This window comes from Ureibacillus chungkukjangi, from assembly GCF_003217295.1.
In the GTDB taxonomy this organism is placed as follows: Bacteria; Bacillota; Bacilli; order Bacillales_A; family Planococcaceae; genus Ureibacillus; species Ureibacillus chungkukjangi.
This window is the reverse complement of the sequence record NZ_QJTJ01000024.1, coordinates 31891-53687: the sequence shown is the minus strand read 5'-3', so window position 1 is coordinate 53687 and position 21797 is coordinate 31891. Positions and strand designations below refer to the sequence as shown.

Here is a 21797-nt window from a genome sequence, read left to right as displayed (position 1 = left end):
ATTTAAAAAAGCTGCCGCCTGCAAAATACAGACAGCAGCTTCAACAAGTTGCCTAGGCTCTTTTTCAAAATGTCCTTTACAAAGGGTACACTTTACCTGAGACAGTGGCTTATTCTTCAAAACTAACACATACAGTTGCGGATACAGCTTCGGCATTTAACCGAATTCCCAATTAAGCGTTAATACGCATCTTTTTCCTGCAAACAATATTCACTTAAAAGCAATATAACATATTTTTCAAAATAATAGTATTTAAATTTATAACTAAACATTACTTATGACTAATTGCAGCTTGTGCATTTTCCATAGATTTCGAATTTATGGGCTTCAATTGTATATCCTGGAAGCTTTTCATTTAGCATTTCCATTGGACAAATTGAAATTTCCTTTACATTCCCGCATTCCATGCAAATAAAGTGATGATGGTGGTGATCAGATTCACATTGCATACGGAAATTTCTTTCACCATTCAACTCTGTTTCTTCTAAAATACCAAGATCAACAAATGTAGATAAATTACGATATATTGTATCAAAGCTCATGCCAGGAAAATCTTTTTTCAAAACAGATAAGAGATCCTTTGCAGTTAAATATTTTTCAGTTTCTTCGAACATATTCAATATTAACTCTCGTTTATCTGTTTTTTTATAACCATTATCCTTTAATATTTCCCATGCTTTTGTTAAATTCACTTAACTGCTCCCCTTTCTTTTGCATTTGTTTTAAGTAAAAGCTTTTTAACGAGGATCACAATCAATAAAATTATAATTGATGTTACTACGATTGTTCCCCCCGGTGCGAGGTTCAAATAATACGCACTTATTAACCCTATTATAACAGCCGCTTCCCCGAAAAGAATCGAATAGATAATCGTTTGTTTAAATCCTTTTGCAATTCGCATACTCGCTGCAACAGGTAAAGTGATTAATGATGAAACCAATAAAATCCCAACAATTCGCATACTTGCAGCAATCACTAATGCCACTACAAGCATGAATAAGAAATGAATCCATTTTGCTGGTAGCCCACTTGCATGGGCATATTCTTCATCAAAGGCTAAGACAAACATTTCTTTAAAGAATAAAAAGATAAATATAATGACCACAATGGCAATACTTACTACAACCCATAGGTCTTGCCTCGAGACAGCTGAAACCGAACCAAATAAATAGCTCATTAAATCCGTGTTAAAGCCGCTTGCCAATGAAACAAAAATCGCAGTCAAACCAATCCCTGCCGACATAATAATCGGAATCGCGAGCTCTTCATAATGCTTGTAAAGTCGACGCAATCGCTCGATTAATATAGAGCCGCTAACTGCAGCAACAATTCCTAAATAAATTGGATTTAAAAGTATTAATGCTGAGAAGCTCTGACTTAAGTATAAGCTTCCCGCTATCCCTGCTAACGTAACATGAGATAACGCGTCTGCGATTAGTGACATTCTTCTTACTACTATAAATACACCTAGTAACGGTGCAATAACTCCAATAATTAGCCCAGAGATAAAGGCATTTTGTAAAAATTCATAGTTTAAAATTGCTTCAATCATTTTGCCTTCTCCTCATTAATGAATCTTTCTAACGGAATGTCCATACCAATTGTCTAATTGAGTTTGAGAAATTGTATCAAACTCCTTTTTAAAGCCATGGAAATGAATCGTTTGATTTAAGCAGGCAACATGACTGATTCGGTTGGATACCGTATCAACATCATGAGTAACTAAAATAATTGTCTTATTTTGTTCCTCGTTAAGCTTTGCAAGCATATCATAAAATGATTGGACATTTTCGTGATCGATTCCTACAGTTGGCTCATCTAAAATCAATACCTTAGGATCTGAAATAAGAGCGCGCGCGATAAACACCCTTTGCTGCTGTCCACCTGATAGCTGACCAATATTACGAGTTAGGAATTGCTCCATACCAACTGAGCTTAGCGCCGCTATCACTTTACTATTAACATCCTTTGGCATTCTTTTAAATAGGCCAATTTTTTTTGTTAAACCACTTTTAACAACCTCTTCAACAGTTGCTGGAAAGCCTGAGTTGAATGCATTGGATTTTTGAGAAACATAGCCAATCCACTCTCTATTATGGAATGTTTCATTTGTTTGGCCAAAAAGCTGAACTTCTCCTGTCATCGGCTTTAATAATCCTAGTAATAGCTTTAACAAAGTCGACTTACCTGAACCATTTGGACCAAGGATGGCAAGGAAATCTCCTTCCTCGACCTTTAACGAAATGTTTTTTAAAACTTGTGTATATTCATATTGAAAGGAAACGTTCTTCATATCAATTAATGTTTGACTCATATTTTCTCTTCTTTCTAATTCATAATCATTACGATTTACAACTTGTTAGTATAGTTCATTCCTAGCCAAAAGTAAAGTAAGTTTACTTAGTTTTTATGTAAAGCTTGAAGATTTTTGTAAAGCGCCTTGAAAGGATGTTATATTTTTGAAACAGATCGAGTTTATTGAACAATTTCTTTCTAAATCAGATCGAGAAATTGTGAAGTTTTCAAGAGAATATGGGATTGATTTAACGATTGAAGAGGTACAACGTTTAAGACCCTTATCTCAGCGTGCCTCCATCACTTGGTTATTTACTGGCATACCCAATTCATTTTTAAGAGATGTAGAAACGATTATTGGAAAAAAGAAACTAAAAAAGCTACTAAAATATTTAGAGAGCTATTAAAAATGAGATTCACTAGAAAACTCGGACTTTCATTAAGACCTTAACCATTATACTTAGCTGCAAAAAAGAGGCTTCTTTGAGAAGAAACCTCTTTTTAATATTGTAAAATTATTTTTTTCACGACTTCATCAATAGCGTTCAATCGAACAGATGTCTGGTTTTGAGTCATAATAGTAAAAGCAAAAGTCCTTCCGCTGTTTGCCTTTACATAGCCTGCTAATGTATAGACTCCTGAAATATGACCTGTTTTTGCAATCACTCGATTTTTGTAATTTTCTTGAGTAAAACGATTTTTTAATGATCCCCCAATAATTCGATCGGTTTGTCCACCAATTGGTAAGCTTGAGTGAAGGAATTTAAATGAAGGACTTTCATCTATTTTGGTCAATAGCAGAGAGAGTTCATTAGCAGTCACTTTGTTAGCGTGGGACATACCTGAGCCATCCTCAAAGCTCCAGTTTTCCATATTTAAACCGATAGAAATGCCATGCTCCTTTAAGGCTGCTAGTCCTTCAATCGTATCCCCTTTCCCATTGAATTCCCTTCCCATTGTTTTGATGAAGATATCCGCCATACTATTGTTGCTAAGCTTTAAAAATGGATACATTAATGACTTTAAAGGCAGGGAATACTTTGTATAAATTGAATTTGCGCCCTTTGGAACGATACCTCTGTCGATTTTCATAGTATCTGCAAAGGCTAGTCCAGACGCCTCAAAGGACTCTCTAATAGCATGCAAAGTATTGATGGTAGGGTCATTTAAAGTGACCCAATCCTTAAAGCTTGTGTTTAAAGGGATATTTCCAGTGATTGTAATTCGATTTGTTCGATGCTCACGTAATATTTCAATGCTATTTTTTTGGCCTTTGTTAACAGTTACCGCAAGATTATTTATAATCATTCCGCTCAAACTCGGTTCAGCACTGAAGGTTGGTCGACCACCAACATTGGAAGCAGCGTTTACATTTATAATAATGGTCCCTGCATCGTAATCATTATCTGGTGACATCGATAAAGCTGATGTTCTTGCTGCAAAATAATAGCTTTCGTCATCCTTTGCAATTCCTGGTGTAAGCTGCTCTCCTAAAAATAAAGACTCATCCCCATATAGATTTCCATTAATTTGCTGAATTCCATAGAACATTAAAATATCGGCCATAAAAGTGAAATCCTTCTTTTGTAAAGTTGGATCGCCCCCACCTTTAACATAGATATCACCGTTTAGCACTTTCCCTTCAACTTCTCCATCGATATAGAGCTTGGTTTGGAAGCGATAGTCCGGTCCAAGCATTTCGAGTGCAGCAGAAGCTGTTAATAGCTTTAAAGTAGAAGCCGGCTTCATAGCCACATCACCGTTTTTCATATAGATCAACTCGCCACTGTCCACATCACGTAATGACACGCTAATATTTTGATTTCCCAACTGTGTCTGAATAGTATTTTCTATATCCGTTGTAGCTTGTACAATTTGCAACGGGCCAGCGATCAAAAACAATATAACAATAGAAAGAATTAGCCTCGTTTTCATTAATTCCTCCAAGAGATTTAAGATGAGTATAGTATTTACCACTTTTTAGTTCCTTAAGCTAGTCAATTTTCAATCTTAAAAATAAGCACTAAAATACTACGAAAACTGTCTGATCAGTTTATACTATGTTACTCTATGGGATAAATTCCATATATCTGGTATGTAGGGTAAATTTAAGGAGGTTTATATACAGGGAAAATGCGAAGACTAGATATTTTGCTTGGAGCATGAAGGTAGAACAAGAGTTTTATCGGGTTCTCCACTCTACTCAAAAGCTTTGAACAAAAATGTTCAAGGGCTTTAACTTTTATAGAAAGCTATCCACAAAGCGGAGAATTAGATTTGCTTATTATAAATAAAAGGAAAAATTCCGCTTAATTTGATAAATCTCTATATTTCCTTAAAAATAAAGAAAGATTTTCCTGTTATAGTGGTAAAATCCAAGAAATTCCTCTAATTAAAGGCAGTTAACGGGAAATCTTTCGCTTATATTTGCTTTTTAAGGCTCTATCTCTACATTAGCGGGAATTTCTCCTCTTATGAGATCGCCCAATACGACGAAAAATCAGAGCTATCAAAATTAGAAAACATATAATTTACTCTATCAGAGAGGTACCAACAATCTTGACTTCATAATTTCCATAAACAAAAAAACACCACGCAATTATAATTTGCTTGGTGTCTCGCAGCTTATATTAAACTAGCAATGCTTCGATTTCTGATGGCTTGTAGTCACCAGTTTTCAGCATTTCTATTTCGAATTTGTATGGTGCTTTTTTGTTTTTGGCGTCAGTGCCTACCCATGGTGTTTCAAGGATTTTTGGTACATTTACGAAAGCCTCATGGTGAACAATTGATTTAAGTGCTTCAAAGCCGATATGTCCAAAGCCAATGTTTTCATGGCGGTCCTTTCCAGCTCCACAAACATTTTTACTATCATTTACATGAACTACCTTGATTCGGTCGATACCAATTAGCTGATCGAATTTCGCTAGGACGCCGTCAAAATCGTTGATAATGTCGTAACCAGCGTCATGGGTATGGCATGTATCAAAGCATACTGATAGACGGTCATTATTTTTTACGCCGTCAAAGATTTGAGCCAGCTCTTCAAAGGATCTACCAACCTCTGAGCCCTTTCCTGCCATTGTCTCAAGAGCAATTTGGACAGGATAATCGGTAGATAATACTTCGTTTAAGCCTTCAATAATTTTCGCAATACCAGCCTCAACTCCTGCACCTACATGCGCACCTGGATGTAGTACAATTTGGGTTGCTCCGATTGCAGCAGTACGTTCGATTTCCTTTTGAAGGAAGTCGACTCCTAGAGCAAAGGTTTCGGGTTTTGTGGTATTTGCAATATTAATTATATAAGGAGCATGAACTACAATATTCGAAAGACCATTTTCTTTCATATGTAATAACCCTGCTGCGATATTTAACTCTTCAATTGGTTTACGACGCGTATTTTGCGGTGCGCCAGTATAAATCATAAACGTGGATGCTCCATATGAAGCGGCTTCTTTACTTGAGCCTAGAAGCATTTCTTTTCCACTCATGGAAACATGTGAACCTAACAACATTTTCAAGTCCTCCTATTAGAAAACTAGGCTTATTGCCAAGCCTTTTAGATTAGCCTTAATAACACAAATGCGGATAAGAAAGTTTTGAGCCCTCTTATCCGTAACTTATTCTTAACTCAATTTGAATTTATTTTTGACGATTTTTCTTTCGTCTTTCTTTCTTTTTAATCTTTTCCATTTCCCAGCGCATATTACGCTTATACCCTGGCTTAACCTTTTTCGGTTTACGTACCTTTGATTTTGCAATCACGTCAATTTCATTTTCATGCTTTGCACGATTTTGTCTTGAGTGACGTTCCTTTAACTCAATCCATTCACCGTTTTTCACATCTTTTTGAACAAATGGAATACCCATTTTTTCTACACGAACCACTGCATCTTCATCTTCTGGCTCAAATAATGTAATAGCTGTCCCTTTGTTACCAGCACGTGCAGTACGGCCTACACGGTGAATAAAGAATTCTAGATCTTCTGGAATCTCGTAGTTAATAACATGAGAAATCCCTTGAATGTCAATACCACGCGCTGCTAAATCAGTCGCCACGATATATTGGAATTCTAGATCTCGAACCTGCTTCATCATTTTTTTACGGTCACGAGGACTTAAATCCCCATGAATTTGTCCTACACGAATACCTTGCTCTGCTAAGTAGCCTGCTACTGCTTCAGCATTTTTTCTTGTATTACAGAAAATAACAGCTAAAAATGGATTAATAGCTTCCATTACTTCAACCAGTCGGCGATTTCTTGATTTAGAGCGTACCGGCACTAAAACGAAATCGATTCCTTCTGCCACTGGTTTTTTATCATTCATATGGATATGGACTGGAGCATCCATATATTTTTTTAAGAATGGTTGTAATTTCTCCGGAATTGTTGCAGAGAAGACAAACATCTCAAGCTTTTCTGGCATATGAGAGGCAAAACCATCGATTTCTTCGATGAATCCCATATCAAAAGCAAGATCAGCTTCGTCAACTACTAAAATTTGTGCAGTGTGAACAAGCAATGCACCTTCTTTTACTAAATCACGAATTCGTCCAGGTGTTCCTACTACAATTTGTGGTTGAGTTTTAAGCTTATCAATTGTTCTTTGTTTATCAGTTCCACCAATGAACAATTTTGCTTGAATTTCTGTTTCTTCAAGTAATTGGCCAAGTGCATCGAAAATTTGTTGTGCAAGCTCTCTCGTTGGAGACGTGATAACTGCTTGAACTTCTTGCTTTTCTTCGTTAATACGTTGAACAATCGGCAATAGAAAACTATGTGTTTTCCCTGTCCCTGTATGCGCTTGTCCAATCGCACTTTTCCCTTTTAATATAAGTGGAATCATTTCTTTTTGAATCGGTGTTGGTTCTTCAAAGCCTAGTTTTGCAATAGCATCTTTTAAAAATGGCTTTAAATCGTAATCTGAGTACTTCGACATTTTTCGTACCTCCTAATATGTTTTTATATTGTACCATCTATCGTGAACAAAGAACAACTAAACAAGTGTCAAAATCAAGGCATATCAAGGCTTTTAGAATATTAAGTCTATTCCATCAAATGAAATAATCCCCTTAAAAAACAATTATTGATTTAAATTGTTCGTTGATACCGAATTTAAGTCGAAACTTTTACAAATGAATACGCCCACTTGATGCCAAAATAAAAAAACCAGGAGATGCTCCTGATTTTTTATTTTACCCGGTAATTTAATATGGCATGATTTTTTCTACCGGTTTTGGTTCTTTAATTTTTGGTAAAATTTTATCGATTGTAACTGTTCGATTTATAACATGTGTAGCCGGATCTTGAGGGTCAAATTTCTCCAAGAATGTAATGACCTCTTTAACGATTGGTGTTGGTGTAGAAGCACCAGCTGTTACAGCAACATTTTGAATGCCATCTAACCACTCAATCTTTAACTCTGATATATCTGCAATACGGTGTGAAGGTGTATTAGCAATTTCCTCAGACACCTGTGTTAAGCGATTAGAGTTATTCGATTTCGGATCTCCTACTACAATTAGTAATTGCGCTTTGCCTGCTTGCTCAGCAACTGCTTCTTGGCGAACCTGAGTAGCAAGACAAATTTCTTCATGAATTTGAATATGTGGATATTTTTCTTTTAAATAATCCATTGCTATTTTAACATCCCATTGACTCATTGTCGTTTGGTTTGTTACAAGCAATTTATCGTTATCCAGTTGTAATTCATCGATATCCTCTGCACTTTGTACTAAATGGACATGGTCAGGTGCAACACCAATTGCTCCTTCTGGTTCTGGATGTCCCTTTTTACCGATGTAAATAATATCATAGCCTTCTGCTGATTTCTCACGGATTAGATCATGTGTCACCGTTACATCAGGACATGTTGCATCAATTGAAACAAGTCCTTTTTTTCTAGCAATCTCTCGAATTTCAGGTGAAACACCGTGAGCTGTAAAGATTACTGTTCCTTTATCAACCTTTTCAATAATTTCTTTACGGTTTTCACCATCTAATGTAATGATCCCATCTTTTTCAAAAGCATCTGTTACATGTTTATTGTGAACAATCATACCTAATATATAAATCGGTCTCGGTAATGATTTATCTAATGAGGCATTTCGTGCAATAACCATTGCATCCACTACACCATAGCAATAGCCTCTTGGATTTATTTTAATGACTTGCATCATGTCAACTCCTTTTGTGGTACATAGACCTATTATAACGGAGCGACACGCTTAATTCAAAACTTCCTTCTAGCTTTTCAAAATCTATTCATCAAAATAATATGGTGGCTGGAAAATTCTCGGAACTGAAGGACGTGTAGACACTTTTTTCGGCTTTACTTTTTCGGTATAAGTAGGTGATTCAGAAATATTATATTCTTCCAAGCTTTCTCTTCTTCCTGGTCTGGAAGGTCTTGCAAACATTCCTTGCCTTACTGGTGCTTCATGTCTTTCATGTCTTACTGGTCCTTCTGGTCTTTCATGAAAATCAGCTCTCTCGTGTCCATCTGGTCTTCCAAAGTTCTCTGGAATTTCTGAGCTATCCTCTAGACTAAAGGGTTCTCCATGACCATGTTCAGTTGGACCATCTGTTTTTGGTAAGCCCTGGAAGCCCTTATATAATCTCCAAAGTGCAGGTAAATTACGGAACATAGGTGTTGCTTGTTGTATTAATGGCTGAAAACCTTGAGCAGTTGCTAAAAATCTATTGGCAGTATCCATAAACGATTGTAATTTTGGTGAACCTCCTCCTGGGCCAATTCCAGGTCCCATTCCAGGTCCCGGAGCTGGTCCTCTACCAGGTGGCGGCATCATTCCAGGTTGTGGAAACCGAGGTGGTCTACCTCCAAAGTTGCCTCTTGGTCCTTGGAACTGGTTAAAAGGGCGACCTGGTGGCATTTGGTTATGAAAACTTTGAGGGCGCATAAAAATCTCCTTTCTTCATACTTAGACGAAGTTGTTCTAAAGGTATCATATGCAGTTAGGCATTTAAGTGTACTGTTTAATAGAATAGAAATACTTTAGAAAAACACAAATTGATTAAAAGGTGCGAGTTGATGTTTTCTTAAGAAAATTTCATTTAAAAATTTTCCTTTCCATAAAAAAAATAGCCATTTCCTCTATACGGAAATGACTACTAATTACTTTACAAAATAATGATTTATCGGTCTTCCTACACCGCCATAATGCACATCGACATGAATAAAGCTTTGTTTTTCCAAAAAGTCTAAATACCTTCTTGCTGTTACACGAGCAACTCCAATAGCAGCAGCAACTTCATCGGCAGAGACGCCCTCTTTTGAAAGTTTTACAAAATGAAGTACCTTGTCCAAGGTAGTACGGTTAAAGCCCTTTGGCAGCTCTGTCAAGATCGGCGATTCATTTCCAGCTACTTCTTCTAGCTCACGATAGGGATGAATCATCTCATCCAATTCGTTTTGTGTAATATCTTGAAGTCCAAATGTCTTCAACTTAAAGTTAAAATAATTTAATAAAGTTTGCTGGATTCTTTCAAAAGTAAATGGCTTCATGATGTAATCGTAAACACCCAAATGCAGGATTTGCTGAATTGTTTGCATATCATTTGCCGCAGTGACAGTGATCACATCGACAGGTAAATTGGCATTACGAATTTTTCGAAGGGTGATTAGACCATCTTGTTCTGGCATAAAAATATCCATAATCACTAGATGTGGCTTAAGCTCGACAATTTGGTTATAGCCCTGTATCCCATTACTACACATACCAACTACTTTAAATCCATTCACACGTTCGATAAATTGCCTGTTTACTTCCCTTACCATTGGGTCATCTTCTACGAGTAACACATTGATCGTATCCAACGATGATTCCCCCTTTAAATTTCAAAAGTAATTATAAATGTTGTCCCTTTATTAACTTCACTCGTTACTTCCATTGTACCATTACCTTTTTGAACAATTTCATTTACTAAATATAAACCAATTCCACGGCCTTCATTGTCTTTTGTGGAGAACCCACTATCATATATACGAGCTTGAATATCCTCTGACATTCCCATTCCGTTATCGCTTACCAAAATAGCTAGCATACCATCATTATCATCAATGGAAATATTAATTTCTTTTTCTGCTTGGTCCATCCCCACAAATGAATCAAAGGCATTTTCAATTAAATTCCCAAATAAGACTACAAAATCATGATGATCTATTTTTTCAGGGAATTTTGTAAATCTACTTTCCTTATCAATAGTAACAGTTATACCAAGCTCTTTTCCTCGGCTTATTTTACTTAATAATAAGCCTGATATATTTTCATTGTAAATACGTTCATTGAGAAATTTTGTTACATTGTCATGTTCATCTTGAACTTGCGATAAATATTCTAATGCCTGTTTGATGTGCCCTAAATGTATAAGCCCTGAAATGGTATGTAGCTTATTTTTATATTCGTGGGTCTGCACTCTTAAAGCCTGTACAAACGCCTTAACACCTGTTAGCTCTTCAGCCAGCTGTTTAAATGCAGTTAAATCCTTAAAGACAGCAACTGCTCCCACCTTGTTTCCATTCACAAGTATTGGAATTCGATTACTTAAAATACTGCGTTCGTTTACATAAATTTCTTGGTCATATACAGGCTTACCCGTTAGCACAATTTCCGGTAATCTCGTATCAGGTAACACTTCATAGATATTCTTTCCTAAATAATAGAACGGCTCCTTCTCTACACCTAAAATTTCACTTGCCTTCTTATTGAAAATGGTAATATTTAAATCCTTGTCAACAGCAATAATACCCTCATGCATCGAGTTAAAGGTTTCCGTTCTTTCAACATACATTTTCGAGATTTCATGGGGCTCCAGTCCAAACATTTGCAGCTTTATATGTCTCCCCAAGGTATGAGCTCCCCACATACTAAATAGTACAGAGATAGCGATTGTAATTAAAATTTCATTTTGATAGTCCATAAAAATTTGAAATGGTGATGGCAGCAAGAAGCCAACTAGGGCTACCCCAATCTGATTGTTGAACTCATTCATAATCGGTACAAACGCCCGTATAGTAGCTCCTTGTTCACCATTTGCCTTCGATAAATAATAATGCTCTGCAAAAGCAGCATCCATATCCGTTGACTTGCTCACTTGACCGATTTCTTTGATGGAGGGATGAGAGTATTTAACACGATCAGTATTCATGATGACAATATAGTCCGCTTGATTAATAAAACGAATTTCTTCTACCGTTTCGTTGATTGTATCTGAAGCTGTATCGAAATCGGTGCTCTGTAGCAGTGATTTAATCTCAGGTAAATTGGCCACAGTACGTGCTACAAGCATTGCTTCTTGCCCGATATCCTCTTCTCTTTCTTTTAATAGGCTCCCCATTACAAAGGTACCGGCGATTAAAAAAGAAAAGACAATAATGAAAAAGGTTAACATCATTAGTTTTTTATTCATCGATAATTTTCTGAAAAACATTATTGTCTCTCCTTCAAATAAAACTGTTACATTACATTTTTAACGCTTATAATTATCTATAAAAATGTGTAATTGTGGTGAAAAAAATGAAATACTTTCTAACCGGTTCTTTGATTACTATCATTATATTAATCGCACTATTTAGCTATCGTCAAAATATTTTTTCTACTACCAGCCTTCCTCTTGATGACGAGCAGCAGGGGTTAAATGAACAAATAACGATTCATTTTAGCCATGTCGTTGCAGAAAACACACCAAAAGGAATTGCAGCTGAAAAATTTAAAGAGCTCGTAGAAGAAAAAAGCAATGGTAAAGTAGTAGTCCAGCTTTACCCGAACGGCATGCTCTATAATGATGAAAATGAATTAGATGCGCTGAGAGAAAACAAAATACAGATGATTGCTCCGACAATTTCTAAGGTGACAAAGACATTATCAAACTGGCAGGTTCTAGATCTTCCCTTCATTATAGAAGATAATAATCAGTTAAAGAAGGTTTTAAAGGGCGAGACTAGTAAATCCCTCTTACTGGAGCTTGATAGCATTAATGTTAAAGGGTTAACATTTTGGAATAATGGCTTTAAACAAATAGCAGCTACAACACCGATAATTGAAGTCATGGACTTTAAGGATAAACGTGTTCGTATGATGACTAGTGATATACTTCACGAACAATTTGAGCTACTAGGAGCAAAACCAATTGCTACTTCATTTGGCGATGTATATTCCGGCTTACAGCAAAACATTGTAGATGCACAAGAAAATACCATTTCAAATATATATTCGAAACAATTTCATACGATGGAAAGCCATATTACCCTTTCAAATCATGGAATTTTAGCCTATGCAGTCATGATGAATGAAGATTTTTGGAATAGCCTTGATGAGGATATTCAAAAGATCATTACCGATTCCCTTACCCAAATGCAGAGCTGGCAATTTGACCGTGCAGAGCAATTTAATGATGAAAACTTAAATTATTTAAAAGCAATACCAAGTGTCGAGATTTATGAATTAAATGTGCAAAACAAAATCGAATGGAAAGAAAAATTGTCTCCTATCTATTCACATTACGAGAAAAACATTAATGGTCATTATCTAGATGATCTTATAAATGAAATAAAACAGATAGATTAATAATGAACAAAATGAACAATATACCGCTACCTTGCAAAATAGGTAGCTTTTTTTATTTTCCCAAACTTTGTACTATAACAATAAAACGAAAACTGAAGATAGTATTATAACAGTAAAAACGTTGATATATAGCTATTTGTGAGTGATTTCACAAAGTCTTGAACAAAATGAACGATATAACCATTAAAAACTAAACAGTTTTTTTAGAAAACTATACGTTATTATAGTTTCAGATATTGAAAGCGATGTCATTTAAGTTTCTTAATTTATAAGGAGGATGTAAGAGAAATGAAATTCCTTAAGAACCTAACAGTTCAAGTTATTATTGCAATCATTTTAGGTGTTATTGTTGGGGCAATCTGGCCAGAGTTTGGGGCAAGCTTAAAAATTTTAGCGGATTTATTTATCAAATTAATTAAAATGTTAATTACTCCAATTATCTTCTTAACAGTCGCAATCGGTATCGGTGCAATGGGAGATATGAAAAAGGTTGGTAAAATCGGTGGTAAGGCGTTAATTTACTTTGAAATCGTTTCAACGATCGCACTTGCAATCGGTATCGCTGTTGCCCTACTAGTTAATGCTGGTGAAGGTATCAATACAAATTCAGCTTCTGGTGCTGACGTTTCACAATACACTGAAGCTGCTGCAAATCAGGAACACGGAATTGGAGCTTTCATCGCTAGTATTATTCCATCTAACTTTGTTGGTGCTCTTGCTAATGGTGAATTATTACCTACATTATTTGCTGCTGTATTATTCGGTATGGCTGCTGCTTCACTTGGCGAAAGATCAAGACCAGTTATTACTTTCTTTGAACAGGTTTCAGAGATTTTCTTTAAAATTGTTGGTATGGTTATGAAGTTCTCTCCTATTGGTGCATTCGGTGCAATGGCTTATACAATCGGTAACTTTGGTTTAGCATCTCTTGGAAACTTAGGATTATTAATGGCTGCAGTATATATTACGATGGCGCTATTCCTTATTTTAATTTTAGGATCTATCGCGAAATTCTACGGCTTTAATATTTTCAAATTTATCGCTTACATTAAGGACGAAATTTTCTTAGTTATTGGTACATCTTCATCTGAATCTGCCCTACCATCCATGATGCGCAAGCTAGAAAAATTTGGATGTTCAAAACAAGTAGTTGGATTAGTTGTGCCAACTGGCTACTCATTCAACTTAGATGGTACTGCAATCTACTTATCAATGGCTGCATTATTCATCGCACAGGCTTATGGTGTAGATTTGACTTGGATTCAAATTCTTACTTTACTAGGTATATTAATGATTACCTCTAAAGGTGCTGCTGGTGTAACTGGATCTGGATTTATCACTTTAGCTGCTACTTTAGCTGCCTTCCCAATGATTCCAGTAGAAGGAATCGCTTTACTAATCGGGGTTGACCGTTTCATGTCAGAAGCTCGTGCCGTAACAAACTTAATTGGTAACGGTGTTGCAACAGTAGTGGTTTCTAAATCCGAAAAAGAATTTGACGAAGCTATGAATGCAGAGTTAAAACAAGCACGTGCTTAAATAACTATACTTATACGCTGTAGGAAGCTCAAGATATTGAGTTTGCTACAGTTTTTTTGTTTTTTGGGGGATTGTCGGTGGTATCTTCCCGGTTGTGGAGCTTTTGGGCTTTTTGGGGCAATGAGATGGGTTCTCTTTTCCAGGTTGTGAAGCTTTTGGGCTTTTTGGGGCAATGAGATGGGTTCTCTCTTCCCGGTTGTGAAGCTTTTGGGCTTTTTTGGGCAATGAGATGGGTTCTCTCTTCCCGGTTGTGAAGCTTTTGGGCTTTTTGGGGCAATGAGGCGCTTTCTCTCTTCCCAGTTCCATTGCTTTCATACTTTTCGGGGTAATGAGGCGCTTTCTCTCTTCCCAGTTCCACTGCTTGCATACGGTTCGGGGTAATGAGATGCTTCCTCTCTTCCCGGTTCCAGCAAATAAAAAAGCATTCAGAATCAAGTTATTTCTGAATGCCTTTCTTCTATCTTATTGTTTACACTCGTATTCAAAGGATGTCGTAATGATAAAGCCACCTCTGTCGACTATGGCTTTACCGCCTTCCTTCTCACACGTCGCTACAAGTTGATCAATTTTGTTCTCTAAAAAATACGAGGTTAACCCAGCAAACACTATCCCGATTAAAATCATGATGGCACCAATGATTACCCATACACGACCACTATTCCCCATAATTTACTGCCTACTTTCTAATAAGGTACTCTATATAAATGTAAATGGTTCAGTATCGATTTCTGATTGTACAAATTCTACAGATAGCTTAGCTTGAGAGCATAAACTATCCATTTTCTCTGCTACACCCTTAATCATTACTTTTTCTACGTGATGTCCAGGATCTACTATATTTAAACCAATACTTTCAGCGTCCTGAGCCATATGAAACCCGATATCACCTGTAACAAAGACATCAGCACCTGAACGTTTGGCAGTGTGAATATATTTATTGCCATCCCCGCCTACTACTGCCACTTTTGAAATAAGTGTGCTTGTATCTCCAACAACACGGACTCTAGGAACGTCTAATCGGCTTTTAACGTGCTCTGCAAAGCTTTCTAATGACATTGGTTCTTTGAGTTTTCCAACACGTCCTAAGCCCATTTCGTTCGTTTCTACAGCTAATGTATATAAATCATACGCCGGTTCCTCATATGGGTGTGCATTTAACATCGCCTTAAGCACTTTATTTTTGATGGATTCTGTAAATACAACCTCAATTTTTTCTTCATCTGTCGTTTCCATTTCACCGATATCTCCAATGAATGGATTCGCACCAGCTAATGCTCTAAAACGTCCCTGTCCATTTGTAGAAAAGCTACAGCTATCATAATTACCAATACTACCTGCTCCTGCCTTTGCTAGTGCAACACGTACCTTTTCTGCATAATCATCCGGTACAAAAAGAGCAAGCTTCATTAGATTTTCATGATATGTTTTTTCAAGAATTTCAATATTTTCAAGCTGTAATGCCTCGGCCAATAAATCATTTACCCCGCCATCAGCCACATCTAGGTTCGTGTGTGCAGCGTAGACTGCAATGTCATTTTTGATCAATTTTTCATAGAGCTTACCAGCTGGTGTATCTGTTCTTAAATTAGATAGCTTTCGAAAAATCGGTGGATGGTGTGCAATAATTAATTGGCACCCCTTTTCAATCGCCTCATCTGCAACTTTATCATTGACATCAAGTGTCACTAATACCTTTGTAACCTCTTTGTTTAAAGTACCAATCGCTAACCCAATCGGATCATTGTCCATACAAGCCAGTTTTTTCGGTGACCAGCTTTCAAATAGTTGGATGATTTCATGACCGTTAGCTTTCTTCATGGTTTAATACCTCCTCAACAAGCTGAATCTTATGTGTTACTTCTTCACGCTTTTTAACTATATCGGTTGTGTCATCAGCACGTTCAATAGAAGTTAAAATCCGCTTCCAGTTATCGATTTCTTTAGACCATTTTTCGATGAAGACATCAGTTTTACTAGCTATTAAATGTTTACCTAATAGTATTTCTTGCTCTGTAAGCTCCATTTCCCCGCGCTGTAGAACTAAAACCTCGTATATTTTTTCATCCTCTTTTAAAATTACTTCCTCTAAAACAGCCCATTGATTTCGAATCGCCCATTGTCTAATCACTTTCGCATGGATATTGGGCTGTAAAATAAGTCTTGTAACTGTTTTTAAGGCATGTGGATTCTTTTCTAAAATTGAGACGATTAAAGGACCACCCATACCTGCAATGGTAATTGTATCTACATTATCACTTTCCTCAATTGCCTTTAATCCATCGGCAAGACGAACAGTAATATTATCTTCTAATCCTTCCAATTTAACCTGTTTTAAAGCAGAGTCAAAGGGACCCTTTACTACCTCACCTGCAATGGCTTTTGTCACGACACCGTTATGTACTAAATAACACGGTAGGTATGCATGGTCACTTCCGATATCTGCTACAACCGCTCCAGTTGGTACAAAGGATGCTACAGTTTCTAATCGTTTGGATAATTTTTGTGCGTTCATGTAAGTAAACCGCCTTTTTCTAATTTCTATGTATTATTATATATAAATTTGAAGGGCTTGTCCTTCTAGGTCATTGGATGCTTCGTTGCTATACAAAAATAAAAGGGCTACCTTATAAGAATCCTTATAAGATAGCCTCTCGTTTTCATTATTATTCTAATGAAGAAATGTACTCAGCAATTGCTTCTGCTTCTGATCCAGTTTTTAAACCAGGAGTCATTGGAGAGCCTTCGATACCGTTAGCTAACACGTCTACGATATGTTCAGCATCTAAACCAGCAATTTTAGGACCCATACCACCAGTTAAGTCACCACCGTGACAACCGATACAAGAGCTTACTAATTCTTCACCGCCAGCACCTTCAGAAGCTGTTGCACCTTCTTCAGTTGCTTCTTCGCCATGACCTGCAGCGATTTCTTCTTTATTTCCTGCACCTTCTAATGACATAAAGAAAATAAGTCCAATACCGAATGCCATAATTAGAATATAAGGAATAATAGGATTGTTTTTCATTAGGATAACCTCCCTTTAGATTAATTTTTCTACATCTATTAATATAGAATCTAGTCAACACTAATTATTGTACTGCATTATTTGAAAAACGAAAAGACCTAAACGTCAACTTTTGATAGGGTAGACACAAATTCGACAATAATAACTTATTATTGTAAGCTGTGGCTGGCTATGACTAGCCTGGGTATTTCTGACGTCCCCTTTCCGATTTCTAATAATTTTGCATCTCTTAGATATCTTTCCACTTCCTACTCTTTCATATACCCATAACCGCCATGAATTTGTTTTGCTTCTTCACAAACTTCAACTGCTATTTCTAATGCTCAATCTTTAGCTATCGACGCCTCTTTGCTGAAGGGTTTGCTGTGGTCCTTTAACCAAGCTGCTTTGTATACCATATTTCGGGCTAACTTAATTTTCACAGCCATGTCAGCAAGCTTAAATTGAATTGCAAAAAATGTTAAAAATTCATGATTTGATAGCCTATTAAAACTATAATCCCGAGAGCACCAGATACAGTAAAGTACATTAATTTAAATTTAAAGCCGGTAAACAGCCACATAAAGCAATTTATAATAAGTAAACCGTATAATACGAATTGGTTTGTCGGAAAGTATTCCACACTAATTTTAACGGATAAACCAAAAAGCATTAAAGCAGAGCCTATATGTAAAATAGGTACCAATATTTCATTTTTCTTGGCGAATCGATATGCTAATACCATAAATAGTATTGCTACAATTCCAACTGCAAGCCCAATAAGCCAAACTAATTCAGATACCATAAATAAGGCCACTAATAAGCATATGGAAATTATGGAAATGATTGAAAACAAAAGAATTTTCTTTCGTTTTTCTCGAGCTATGACAGAATTTTTATGACCAACCTCTTCTTCTAGCTCGATTTCATTGCCTTCTGAGTATAGGGTCATGAGGAAGTCACAATAGTGATCAGGTAATAATTTATTTTGTTTCCAAAACAAAATTTCATTCATAATAATGGTTTTTTTTGAATTTGCCATAGATGATATCTCCAAGCTTACTGATTATTGTATGTAATTATTCTATCTTATTTTTTCGTTAGATGACATGGAAAAAAGAAAATGATATGTACCAAATAAAAAAGCACCCCTTATTAGGATGCCTTTTTACGAAGAAGGAAAGTTAACAATCACTATTAACAAAACCAACTTAAATATTTGAAATGCTATTTACTATTCTAAGAAGTCTTTTAAACGTTTACTTCTAGATGGGTGGCGCAGCTTTCTCAAGGCTTTTGCCTCGATTTGACGAATACGCTCACGCGTTACTCCGAAGACCTTACCTACTTCCTCTAAAGTACGAGTACGGCCGTCATCCAATCCAAAGCGCAAACGTAGAACATTTTCTTCACGATCTGTTAATGTATCAAGTACATCCTCTAGCTGTTCTTTTAATAACTCATATGCAGCATGATCAGAAGGTGATTGTGCTTCATGGTCTTCGATGAAATCACCTAAATGTGAATCATCCTCTTCACCAATCGGCGTCTCTAAAGAAACTGGCTCTTGAGCAATCTTTAAAATTTCACGAACTTTTTCTGGAGTTAAATCCATTTCTTCTCCGATTTCTTCTGGAGATGGTTCGCGTCCTAGGTCTTGCAATAATTGTCTCTGTACACGAATTAGTTTATTAATTGTTTCAACCATATGAACAGGAATACGTATTGTACGCGCCTGGTCGGCAATAGCACGTGTAATTGCCTGACGAATCCACCAAGTTGCGTATGTTGAAAACTTAAATCCTTTACGATAATCAAATTTTTCAACTGCTTTTATAAGCCCCATATTTCCTTCTTGAATTAAATCAAGGAACAACATTCCGCGGCCCACATAACGTTTTGCAATCGATACTACTAAACGTAAGTTGGCTTCAGCTAAACGTTTACGAGCCTCTTCATCACCTTGTTCGATTCTTTCTGCAAGTTTAATTTCCTCTGCTGCAGAAAGCAGATCTACACGGCCAATTTCTTTTAGATACATTCGAACAGGGTCATTAATTTTTACGCCAGGAGGAACACTCAAGTCATTTAAATCAAACGCTTCTTCGCTCTCTTCTTGTTTTGCTAAAACTTCTTCTTCAAACTCTTCTTTTCCATCTACCTCAATGCCAAAGCTTTTTTCAATGTCCTCTGCAAAATGGAAGATTTCTTCATTTTCTAATTCAAATGGAGTGAGTTTGCTTGAAATTTCCTGCATTGAAATTTCATTAGATTTTTTTGCTTTCTCTTGTAAAAGTGCTTTAACTTCGTCAATCGTCTGTCCATTGACAACTTCTTTTGATTGTTCTGACTTGTCCGCCATAAACCTTCCTCCTTCTAACAACGCAAATCGGGCTAAATTGTTGATAGTGATTTCCTCAATTGAATGATGTTCATTGCGATTTCCAAAGCACGTTTGTGTTCATGCATTTTCTCCGCTTCTTGTGACTCATGAAGTAATTTTTTTATCTCTAATTCAATCCGATGTTTTTTTAACTGCCTTAAACAATCTGTAATCTCAGCTTCAGCCTGTTCAGGATCATGCTCTAGAAGGGCTGCCTCCATTACAATTTTCCTTAGCTCTGAATCCTCGAGTATTTCTAAAAACCTTTGATAATCCGCGGAACCATGCTCCTCATAAAACCCTATTAATCGTACGAAAACCGCACTATATTCATCTCTTACGAAGGGCTCAGGTTCCTCGCCTTTTAATATCCTATCTACAACATCAACATTGGTTAGCATATGCGATAAAAGTAACCGCTCTGCTCGTTCGGTTGCAGATAAAGGTTTTTTTGACTGTAATTCAACTTTTTTCGTTTGCTTTATGTTGTCTGCTCGGTTAAAATTCTTAGCATTATCAGCTTCTAATTTTCGATATTGAGCATAAATTGCTTCCTCAGAAATATTTGTTTCACTTGCAATCTGTTTTATATAAAGGTCTCTTTCGATAGGTGAAGATCGACCAACAAGTTGCTCAAGTACTTCCTGGGTATATTGCAACACGTCATTCTCAAATTGAAAGTTTTTGTTTTTCCTCGCATGCATCATCATAAAAGCAATGTATGCATGTGGCTTTTCTAAAATTTGCTGCACAAAGGAATCCGAACCATATTTTTTTATATACTCATCTGGATCTAATTTTTCTGGTAATACAGCAATTTCAACTTTCAAATTTTCGGCATACAACATTTCAGAGGCACGTTTAGCAGCTTCCCACCCAGCATTATCACCGTCATAACATAAAATAATTTGATCACTTAAGCGCTTTAGCTTTGTGATGTGCTGTGGGGTTAAGGAAGTTCCCATTGTCGCAACTGCGTTGAATACACCAGCTTGATTTGCTGCAAGTACATCCATAAATCCTTCCATCAAAATTACTTGACGTTTTTTTCGGATAACGGTTCTTGCCTTGTCCAAATTAAAAAGTATTTGGCTTTTGTGAAAAATAGGTGATTCTGGACTGTTTAAATACTTCGCTTCATCTACCGAATCAATAATACGTCCTGAAAATGCAATTACCTTTCCATTTTCGTCCCGTATTGGAAACATGACTCTTCCTCGAAAACGATCAAAATAAGTATGGTCATTTTCGCGCTTTATGATGAGTCCGCATTCAGCCATTTCCTCTAAATCAAACCCTTTTCTTTTTAGCAAAACTGACAAAGTATCCCACCCTGGTAAAGACCATCCTATACCATTCGTTTCGATATGTTCCTTTGTAAATCCTCTTTTTAGCAAGTAATTTAATGCCTCTTCCCCTTCTTCTGTATTCATCAATACATGATGGAAATAATCGGCAGTAAATTCGTGCGCCTCAAGCATTTTTTCTTCTTTTTTGGAATAAGCTTGGTTTTCCTTGGATATACTGTTGCTTTGGAAATCTAAATTGATTCCAACGCGGTTTCCAAGTTTAACTACAGCATCAGGAAATGTAATGTTTTCTATATCCATTACAAAGGTAATTGCATTACCACCTGCTTTACACCCAAAACAATGAAAAATTTGCTTATCCTGAGACACTGAAAACGAAGGAGTATTTTCACCGTGAAATGGACATAATCCAAACCAGTTACGTCCTCTTTTTGTTAGCTGCATATAATCGCTAATTACATCGACTATATCGGATTGAGAACGAATTTGTTCTATCATCTCTTCAGGTATTTTCCCGGTCATATAAATCACCAACTTCAGTTGCTAAATAACACAATTCGAGATAAATTTAAAAAATCCTCTATTTTCCGACAAAAAAATTGTTTTTTTGCTCAAAGATTTCTCTTGTTAATATTTTTACCACAATTTTCTCATTATAAAACAAATAGACGAAA

The 21797-nt window shown here is 36.3% G+C and carries 21 protein-coding genes, 1 pseudogene and 1 riboswitch; of the genes and pseudogenes, 3 read left to right on the top strand and 19 right to left on the bottom strand.

Going from position 1 to position 21797, the window contains the following annotated elements:
* Positions 1–209: riboswitch (cobalamin riboswitch) on the bottom strand. This riboswitch is flagged as partial in the annotation.
* 72 nt (positions 210–281) lie between these two features.
* The 3 genes from BJ095_RS14570 to BJ095_RS14560 are packed head-to-tail and all read right to left on the bottom strand — an operon-like array spanning position 282 to position 2314.
* Positions 282–692 carry a Fur family transcriptional regulator gene (locus tag BJ095_RS14570; RefSeq protein ID WP_107935432.1) on the bottom strand — a complete coding sequence of 137 codons (411 nt, stop codon included), beginning with the start codon at positions 690–692 and terminating at the stop codon, positions 282–284.
* Entirely contained in the window at positions 689–1552 is an 864-nt protein-coding gene (locus BJ095_RS14565) for a metal ABC transporter permease (RefSeq protein WP_107935431.1), read from the bottom strand. The genes BJ095_RS14570 and BJ095_RS14565 overlap by 4 nt, the downstream gene beginning before the upstream one ends.
* Before the next feature lie 15 nt (positions 1553–1567).
* Complete coding sequence (locus tag BJ095_RS14560; protein ID WP_107935430.1) at positions 1568–2314, bottom strand: metal ABC transporter ATP-binding protein; 747 nt, start codon at positions 2312–2314, stop codon at positions 1568–1570.
* Positions 2315–2459: 145 nt separating this feature from the next.
* Between BJ095_RS14560 and BJ095_RS14555 the strand changes: the two genes are divergently transcribed.
* Positions 2460–2702: an endonuclease IV gene (locus tag BJ095_RS14555; RefSeq protein ID WP_107935429.1), complete on the top strand. Its 243-nt coding sequence runs from the start codon at positions 2460–2462 to the stop codon at positions 2700–2702.
* 94 nt (positions 2703–2796) lie between these two features.
* On the opposite strand, the gene dacB is transcribed toward BJ095_RS14555, so the two are convergent.
* The 7 genes from dacB to BJ095_RS14520 form a co-directional block, all read right to left on the bottom strand.
* A complete protein-coding gene (dacB, locus tag BJ095_RS14550; protein ID WP_107935428.1) occupies positions 2797–4230 on the bottom strand; it encodes a D-alanyl-D-alanine carboxypeptidase/D-alanyl-D-alanine endopeptidase in 1434 nt (477 codons plus the stop codon).
* A gap of 695 nt (positions 4231–4925) precedes the next feature.
* Positions 4926–5813 carry a deoxyribonuclease IV gene (locus BJ095_RS14545; protein ID WP_107935427.1) on the bottom strand — a complete coding sequence of 296 codons (888 nt, stop codon included), beginning with the start codon at positions 5811–5813 and terminating at the stop codon, positions 4926–4928.
* Positions 5814–5940: 127 nt separating this feature from the next.
* Positions 5941–7239: a DEAD/DEAH box helicase gene (locus BJ095_RS14540; protein WP_107935426.1), complete on the bottom strand. Its 1299-nt coding sequence runs from the start codon at positions 7237–7239 to the stop codon at positions 5941–5943.
* Between the two features lie 268 nt (positions 7240–7507).
* Positions 7508–8476, bottom strand: a complete 969-nt coding sequence (locus BJ095_RS14535; RefSeq protein ID WP_107935425.1) for a 4-hydroxy-3-methylbut-2-enyl diphosphate reductase — start codon at positions 8474–8476, stop codon at positions 7508–7510.
* Positions 8477–8560: 84 nt separating this feature from the next.
* Positions 8561–9193, bottom strand: coding sequence for a VrrA/YqfQ family protein (gene vrrA / locus BJ095_RS14530; protein ID WP_107935466.1), 633 nt, complete (start codon positions 9191–9193; stop codon positions 8561–8563).
* Between the two features lie 242 nt (positions 9194–9435).
* On the bottom strand, positions 9436–10137 hold the full coding sequence (locus tag BJ095_RS14525) for a response regulator (protein WP_107935424.1): 702 nt from the start codon (positions 10135–10137) through the stop codon (positions 9436–9438).
* A 14-nt stretch (positions 10138–10151) separates the two neighbouring features.
* On the bottom strand, positions 10152–11750 hold the full coding sequence (locus BJ095_RS14520; RefSeq protein WP_107935423.1) for an ATP-binding protein: 1599 nt from the start codon (positions 11748–11750) through the stop codon (positions 10152–10154).
* Positions 11751–11860: 110 nt separating this feature from the next.
* Between BJ095_RS14520 and BJ095_RS14515 the strand changes: the two genes are divergently transcribed.
* Both BJ095_RS14515 and BJ095_RS14510 read left to right on the top strand, forming a co-directional pair.
* Entirely contained in the window at positions 11861–12886 is a 1026-nt protein-coding gene (locus tag BJ095_RS14515; RefSeq protein WP_181418081.1) for a DctP family TRAP transporter solute-binding subunit, read from the top strand.
* A gap of 288 nt (positions 12887–13174) precedes the next feature.
* The gene (locus tag BJ095_RS14510) at positions 13175–14425 is read left to right on the top strand and encodes a dicarboxylate/amino acid:cation symporter (RefSeq protein WP_107935421.1); all 1251 of its coding nucleotides are present in this window, start codon (positions 13175–13177) and stop codon (positions 14423–14425) included.
* A gap of 28 nt (positions 14426–14453) precedes the next feature.
* Here BJ095_RS14510 and BJ095_RS14505 read toward each other — a convergent pair whose 3' ends face one another.
* The 9 genes and pseudogenes from BJ095_RS14505 to dnaG all read right to left on the bottom strand — a co-directional run bounded on the left by BJ095_RS14505 (position 14454) and on the right by dnaG (position 21645).
* The gene (locus BJ095_RS14505; RefSeq protein WP_107935420.1) at positions 14454–14792 is read right to left on the bottom strand and encodes a hypothetical protein; all 339 of its coding nucleotides are present in this window, start codon (positions 14790–14792) and stop codon (positions 14454–14456) included.
* Between the two features lie 95 nt (positions 14793–14887).
* Positions 14888–15091 (bottom strand): hypothetical protein, encoded by a 204-nt coding sequence (locus tag BJ095_RS14500; RefSeq protein WP_107935419.1) that lies wholly within the window; start codon positions 15089–15091, stop codon positions 14888–14890.
* Between the two features lie 30 nt (positions 15092–15121).
* Positions 15122–16243 (bottom strand): Nif3-like dinuclear metal center hexameric protein, encoded by a 1122-nt coding sequence (locus tag BJ095_RS14495; protein WP_107935418.1) that lies wholly within the window; start codon positions 16241–16243, stop codon positions 15122–15124.
* The gene (locus BJ095_RS14490) at positions 16230–16937 is read right to left on the bottom strand and encodes a tRNA (adenine(22)-N(1))-methyltransferase (RefSeq protein ID WP_107935417.1); all 708 of its coding nucleotides are present in this window, start codon (positions 16935–16937) and stop codon (positions 16230–16232) included. Before BJ095_RS14490 ends, BJ095_RS14495 begins: the two co-directional genes overlap by 14 nt.
* Positions 16938–17088: 151 nt before the next feature.
* Complete coding sequence (locus BJ095_RS14485) at positions 17089–17451, bottom strand: c-type cytochrome (protein WP_107935416.1); 363 nt, start codon at positions 17449–17451, stop codon at positions 17089–17091.
* 149 nt (positions 17452–17600) lie between these two features.
* Positions 17601–17909: pseudogene (locus BJ095_RS14480) on the bottom strand (acyl-CoA dehydrogenase family protein); the annotation flags it as partial.
* Between the two features lie 2 nt (positions 17910–17911).
* Positions 17912–18472: a hypothetical protein gene (locus BJ095_RS14475; RefSeq protein WP_107935415.1), complete on the bottom strand. Its 561-nt coding sequence runs from the start codon at positions 18470–18472 to the stop codon at positions 17912–17914.
* Positions 18473–18664: 192 nt separating this feature from the next.
* Positions 18665–19792, bottom strand: coding sequence for an RNA polymerase sigma factor RpoD (gene rpoD, locus BJ095_RS14470; RefSeq protein WP_107935414.1), 1128 nt, complete (start codon positions 19790–19792; stop codon positions 18665–18667).
* Between the two features lie 32 nt (positions 19793–19824).
* Positions 19825–21645 carry a DNA primase gene (gene dnaG / locus BJ095_RS14465; protein WP_107935413.1) on the bottom strand — a complete coding sequence of 607 codons (1821 nt, stop codon included), beginning with the start codon at positions 21643–21645 and terminating at the stop codon, positions 19825–19827.
* Positions 21646–21797: the final 152 nt, after the last annotated feature.

Bases quoted from the DNA above. Each gene is read 5' to 3' on its own strand.
- BJ095_RS14565 (WP_107935431.1), bottom strand. From the start codon at position 1,552: ATGATTGAAGCAATTTTAAACTATGAATTTTTACAAAATGCCTTTATC.
- BJ095_RS14560 (WP_107935430.1), bottom strand. From the start codon at position 2,314: ATGAGTCAAACATTAATTGATATGAAGAACGTTTCCTTTCAATATGAA.
- dacB (WP_107935428.1), bottom strand. From the start codon at position 4,230: ATGAAAACGAGGCTAATTCTTTCTATTGTTATATTGTTTTTGATCGCT.
- BJ095_RS14545 (WP_107935427.1), bottom strand. From the start codon at position 5,813: ATGTTGTTAGGTTCACATGTTTCCATGAGTGGAAAAGAAATGCTTCTA.
- BJ095_RS14540 (WP_107935426.1), bottom strand. From the start codon at position 7,239: ATGTCGAAGTACTCAGATTACGATTTAAAGCCATTTTTAAAAGATGCT.
- BJ095_RS14535 (WP_107935425.1), bottom strand. From the start codon at position 8,476: ATGCAAGTCATTAAAATAAATCCAAGAGGCTATTGCTATGGTGTAGTG.
- vrrA (WP_107935466.1), bottom strand. From the start codon at position 9,193: ATGCCACCAGGTCGCCCTTTTAACCAGTTCCAAGGACCAAGAGGCAAC.
- BJ095_RS14520 (WP_107935423.1), bottom strand. From the start codon at position 11,750: ATGTTTTTCAGAAAATTATCGATGAATAAAAAACTAATGATGTTAACC.
- BJ095_RS14510 (WP_107935421.1), top strand. From the start codon at position 13,175: ATGAAATTCCTTAAGAACCTAACAGTTCAAGTTATTATTGCAATCATT.
- BJ095_RS14505 (WP_107935420.1), bottom strand. From the start codon at position 14,792: ATGCAAGCAGTGGAACTGGGAAGAGAGAAAGCGCCTCATTACCCCGAA.
- BJ095_RS14500 (WP_107935419.1), bottom strand. From the start codon at position 15,091: ATGGGGAATAGTGGTCGTGTATGGGTAATCATTGGTGCCATCATGATT.
- BJ095_RS14495 (WP_107935418.1), bottom strand. From the start codon at position 16,243: ATGAAGAAAGCTAACGGTCATGAAATCATCCAACTATTTGAAAGCTGG.
- BJ095_RS14490 (WP_107935417.1), bottom strand. From the start codon at position 16,937: ATGAACGCACAAAAATTATCCAAACGATTAGAAACTGTAGCATCCTTT.
- BJ095_RS14485 (WP_107935416.1), bottom strand. From the start codon at position 17,451: ATGAAAAACAATCCTATTATTCCTTATATTCTAATTATGGCATTCGGT.
- BJ095_RS14475 (WP_107935415.1), bottom strand. From the start codon at position 18,472: ATGGCAAATTCAAAAAAAACCATTATTATGAATGAAATTTTGTTTTGG.
- rpoD (WP_107935414.1), bottom strand. From the start codon at position 19,792: ATGGCGGACAAGTCAGAACAATCAAAAGAAGTTGTCAATGGACAGACG.
- dnaG (WP_107935413.1), bottom strand. From the start codon at position 21,645: ATGACCGGGAAAATACCTGAAGAGATGATAGAACAAATTCGTTCTCAA.